Genomic DNA, 5,165 nt, shown 5'->3' on the forward strand with positions numbered 1-5,165 from the left:
TTTCATGAGCGTCTCGTGGGCTCGGAGATGTGTATAAGAGGCAGGTCCAGCCCTGTGTCATCAATGCCTCATCCGTGATCAGTCCCGCACCCACGGGTGGCTGCGCACCCCTCTGACCCGCCCGGAGGCCAACCAAGCCAGCAACCCCACTGTGAAGTTTCACACACTTGATGTGAAATCATGTACGGTATGTTTCGCCTGTCGCACGACGCGCGGGCGAAACACATCTCAGGGGGAATCACATCATATGAATGGCAAGCAAATGCTGCGTCGCGGCGCGGTGGTGGGCTTTGGCTTCTTCGCGCTGATGGGCTGTGGGGGCCCGGATGCCGCGATCCAGGAGCCGGAGCTCGGCAACGTCGAGCAGGGCGTCGTCGTGTCGACCAACGGCAGCTTTGAGAACAACAACATCGGCAATTTCAACTACGTGGTCCTCAACGCCGGTAGCACGGCGCTGCCGGGCTGGACCATCACCAGCGGAATCAAGGTGATGAAGAACACGTACAAGGCGGCGCAGAGCGGCATCCAGTCCATCGACCTCAACGGCCTGGGCGCGGGCTCCTTGTACCAGGACGTCCCCACCGTCGTCGGCGGCGGCTACACGGTGTCCTTCTACGTGTCCAACAGCCCCACCTGCACCACCGTGTCCCGGTCGGCCACCCTCAACTACGGCCCGAGCACCGCCAGCTTCTCCAACAGCTCCGGGACGTGGTCGACGTTCCCGCGCACCTACGTGTTCAACGCCACCAGCACCGTCTCGCGGATCGAGCTCATCAGCACCTCCGGTGGCGTCGGCTGCGGTCTGGCCATCGACAACCTCACGGTGACCGGACCGTGATGACGCAGCCCGTCCGCTGATCCGTGCGGGCCCCGGGCCGCCGCTCCCCTACCCGTGGGGCGGCGGCCCTATCAGCGACTGGACGGTGGACCGTGGGTCGCCGGATCGCCCTGTTCCACCTCACAGGCGCAGCATCCGGTTCTGACCTGCTTGGAGGGCAGCAGTCAGTGCAATGGCACCACCCGCCAAGCCATCCACACCCAAGGTGAACGAACCTGGAGTGCGCTTCGCCTGTCATTGAACACAGGCGAAACACATCTCAACGGGAATCACATCACATGAATGCCAACCCCATGCTGCGTCTTCGCACCCTGGTGGGCTTTGGCCTCTTCACGCTGGCGGGCTGGGGGGTCCGGACTCCGCGCGCTCCGAGCCGGAGCTGAGCAGCGTCGAGCAGGGCATCAACGTCGCCACCAACGACAGCTTCGAGACCCACGCCATTGGCTCGTCCAACTCCGTCATCCTCAACCCGTCCAGCAACGCGCTGCCGGGCTGGACCATCACGTCCGCCATCCACGCGGATCCAGTTCACCAGCACGTCGAGGTTCACCGACTGCGGTCTGGCCATCGACAACTTCACGATGACCGGGCCGTGAACCGCGCGAGCGCCTGGTTGCCCTCCAGACGCCCGCCGTTCATCGATGCACGTTTCATCACGGGCTCCGCTCTGCGCACTGGCCATCGCTCGGCGAAACCCCGAAGTTCCATCCCCCAGCAGTGGCCTCCATTCTTGAAGGCGCGCATGGGCGTGGAGGCACATGGGCGCGGTGGACGACATCCTGCGAGGCGGTGGCGCGTGTGGCGCCCTGCTGCGGCAGGTGGACTGGGCGAGGACGTCCCTGGGCCCCGTGGAGACCTGGCCCCAGTCGCTGCGCACGGCCGTCAGCATCGTGCTCGCGTCCGACTATCCGCTCTACGTCGCGTGGGGTCCGGAGTTCGTCCAGTTCTACAACGACGCGTACCGGCCCATCTGCGGACGCACGAAGCACCCCGCTGCCCTGGGGCAGGCAGCGGCCGTCACCTGGCCGGAGGTCTGGCACATGCTCGGCCCCGGCTGGGAGCGCATGCGCCAGACCGGCGAGGCCATCTTCGTCAATGACCTGATGATGCCGCTCGACCGCAACGGCTTCGTCGAGGAGTGCTACTTCACCTACAGCCACTCGCCCGTGCGCGACGAGTCCGGCGACGTGGCGGGCATCTTCGCGGCGCTCACGGAGACCACCGGACAGGTGGTGGGTACGCGGCGGCTGGACATGCTGCGCGAACTGGGTGCCTCCACCGCGGACCGGGCCACCACGGACGACGCCTGTCGCGAGGCCATTCGAGTCATCGCCGCTGCGCCGCTCGACGTGCCCTTCGCCCTGCTCTACCTGGTGGATGACGCCACTGGCACCGCGCGGCTCGCCGGGACGAGCGGGATGGCGGCGGGGGATGCGCTCGCTCCCGAGTCGATTCCCCTCCCGGACAGCACGGGTCAGGCGCGCGCGGACTGGCCCCTGGGCGACGCCGCGAGCACCCGCGCGGCCTTCCTCTGGGAGAGGCTGCCAGGGGAGACAGGCACCGTCGCGGTGGGGCCGTGGCCGGAGGGAACGGCCTCCGCATGGGTGCAGCCCCTTCCGCGCGCGGGGCATGCGCGGCCCGCGGGCTTCCTGGTGACGGGGCTGAGCCGCAGGCTGGCACTGGATGAGAAGTACCGGGGCTTCCTGGAGCTGCTGGCCCGGGGCGTGACGACGGCCATCTCCCAGGCCCGCGCCCGCGAGGAGGAGCGCCGCCGCGTGGAGGCGCTGGCCGCGTTGGATCGCGCGAAGACGGACTTCTTCAGCAACGTGAGCCACGAGTTCCGCACTCCGCTGGCGCTGATGCTGGGGCCGGTGGAGGACGGCCTCCAGGATCCGCTGGAGCCGCTCGGTCCCCGGCAGCTCGAACGGCAGCGGACGGTGCACCGCAATGGCTTGCGGCTGCTCAAGCTCGTCAACACGCTGCTGGAGTTCTCCCGCATCGAAGCGGGCCGCCTGCACGCGACCGCGGTGCCCACCGACCTCGCCGCGCTCACCCGCGGGCTCGCCAGCGGCTTCCGCTCCACCGTGGAGCGCGCGGGCCTGACGCTCGACGTGGACTGTCCCCCGCTGCCGCACCCCGTGAAGGTGGATCCGGATCAGTGGGAGAAGATCGTCCTCAACCTCATCTCCAACGCGTTCAAGTTCACGCACCAGGGCGGCATCCGCGTGAGCCTGCGCTGGCGCGGAACGCAGGTGGAGCTGCGCGTGGCGGACACCGGCACGGGCATTCCACCGGAGGAGCTGCCGCTCATCTTCGACCGCTTCCACCGAGTGCAGGGCGCGCAGGGACGCAGCTACGAGGGCAGCGGCATCGGGCTCGCGCTGGTGCGGGAGCTGGTTCGCCTGCATGGCGGCGACGTGCAGGCGGAGAGCCGCCCCGGCCAGGGCAGCACCTTCACGGTGACGCTGCCCGCGGAGGCGTCCTCCCTGGCTGACGCTCCACGGGAGACGGCGGCGTCCACGTCCGAGCGCGTCCCGACGAGCGCGACCGCCGCGACGTTCCTGGAGGAGGCGTCCGGCTGGTTGGGGCCGGAGGGCACGCCGGCCATGCTCGCGGTCGACGCGGCCCCCGCGCCCCTCATGAGGACCGTGGGCGGCCATGTCCTGTTCGCGGACGACAACGCGGACATGCGCGCGTATGTGCACTCGCTGCTCGCGGACCGCTTCGAGGTGACGCTCGCGGCGAATGGACTGGAGGCACTGGAGTCGTGCCGGGCCCGGATGCCGGACCTCGTCATCAGCGACGTGATGATGCCGGAGCTGGATGGCTTCGGGCTCCTGCGGCGGCTGCGCGAGGACCCGACGACGGTGCACGTGCCCGTCATCCTGTTGTCCGCGCGCGCCGGCGAGGAGGCCACGGTGGAGGGCCTGCGCATGGGCGCCACCGACTACCTGGTGAAGCCGTTCTCCGCGCGGGAGCTGCTGGCGCGCGTGGAGGGGAATCTCGCGGCGGCACGGGCGCGCAGGGAGCAACGTCTGGCGGAGCGGGAGCGCGAGAAGCTGATTGCCGTGGTGGAGCAGTCCTCGGACCTCATCGGCATTGGAGGACCGGACGGACGGGCGCTGTTCGTCAACGAGGCGGGCCAGCGGATGCTGGGACTGGAGGGGCCGGAGGCGGTGCGGAGCACGCACCTGTTCGACTACTTCCTGGAGGAGGACCGCGCCTACGTGCGCGACGTCATCCTGCCCAGGCTGCGCGAGCACGGGCGCTGGGACGGAGAGTTCCGCCTCCGCCACTTCCGCACCGGAGCGGCGATACCCGTGCACTACAACTTCTTCACGCTGCGCGATGCCACAACGGGCGAGGACATGGGCATCGCCACGGTGAGCCGCGACATCACCGAACGCCACCGGCGCGAGGCGGAGGCGCGAGAGCAGCGGGAGTTCGAGCAGCAGCTCATCGGCATCGTCAGCCACGACCTGCGCAATCCACTCAACGCCATCCTCCTGTCGGCGAACGCCCTGCTCCAGCGCGATGACCTGGGGGAGCGCGCGACAAAGAACACCGGCCGCATCATCAGCAGCGCCGAGCGCGCCAACCGCCTCATCCGCGACCTGCTGGACGTGACCCAGGCGAGGCTGGGAGGAGGGCTGCCGGTGCAGCGGCGCCGCATGGACTTCCACGAGGCCACGCGCCACGCGCTGGAGGAGGTCCAGGTGGCGTTCCCGGAGCGGCAGGTGGTCCTGGATCAGCAGGGCGACGGCCTGGGCTCGTGGGACGAGGAGCGGCTGGGCCAGGTGGTGCAGAACCTGGTCACCAACGCCCTTCGCTACGGCGAGCCGGGCTCCACGGTGCGGGTGTCCACTCGCGAGGAGGGGGACGACCTCGTCCTGGAAGTCCACAACCGGGGCCGGCCCATTCCGCCGGAGATGCTGCCCACCCTCTTCCAGGCCATGCGGCGCGGCCACCATGACGAAGGCCGCTCGTCGCGCAGCGTGGGGCTGGGGCTCTACATCGTGCAGCAGGTGGCGCGCGCGCACGGAGGCCACGTGAGCGCGACCTCCAGCGAAGAGGCCGGAACGACGTTCACGGTCCGCATGCCGAGGGAAGCGCCCCCCGCCTACGACACCGTGTCCTGAAGCCCTATTCGTCCGCCCGGAGCGCGATGGCCGGCGTCACGCGCAGCGCGCGGCGGGCGGGCAACCCACTGGCCACGAGCGCCACCGCGCCCAGCAGCAGGGGCACGCCTCCGAACGTCAGGGCGTCCAGCGCGCCCACGCCGTAGAGCATCCCCGCGAGGCCGCGCGCGAGCACCGCCGCCCCCACG

The 5,165-nt window shown here is 69.6% G+C and carries 4 protein-coding genes; 2 read left to right on the forward strand and 2 right to left on the reverse strand.

What is annotated here, in order from left to right:
* Positions 1-247: 247 nt before the first annotated feature.
* On the forward strand, positions 248-838 hold the full coding sequence (locus tag D7Y15_RS42075; protein WP_148713020.1) for a DUF642 domain-containing protein: 591 nt from the start codon (positions 248-250) through the stop codon (positions 836-838).
* Between the two features lie 330 nt (positions 839-1,168).
* Here D7Y15_RS42075 and D7Y15_RS42080 read toward each other — a convergent pair whose 3' ends face one another.
* Positions 1,169-1,351 carry a hypothetical protein gene (locus tag D7Y15_RS42080; RefSeq protein ID WP_120581437.1) on the reverse strand — a complete coding sequence of 61 codons (183 nt, stop codon included), beginning with the start codon at positions 1,349-1,351 and terminating at the stop codon, positions 1,169-1,171.
* A 245-nt stretch (positions 1,352-1,596) separates the two neighbouring features.
* Here D7Y15_RS42080 and D7Y15_RS46210 point away from each other — a divergent pair, with 245 nt between their 5' ends.
* A complete protein-coding gene (locus D7Y15_RS46210) occupies positions 1,597-4,977 on the forward strand; it encodes an ATP-binding protein (protein ID WP_121756078.1) in 3,381 nt (1,126 codons plus the stop codon).
* Between the two features lie 4 nt (positions 4,978-4,981).
* Here D7Y15_RS46210 and D7Y15_RS42090 read toward each other — a convergent pair.
* The coding region (locus tag D7Y15_RS42090) for a hypothetical protein (protein WP_148713021.1) at positions 4,982-5,165 on the reverse strand (184 nt) is incomplete at its 5' end.

Source organism: Corallococcus sp. AB030, from assembly GCF_003668965.1.
Lineage (GTDB): Bacteria > Myxococcota > Myxococcia > Myxococcales > Myxococcaceae > Corallococcus > Corallococcus exiguus.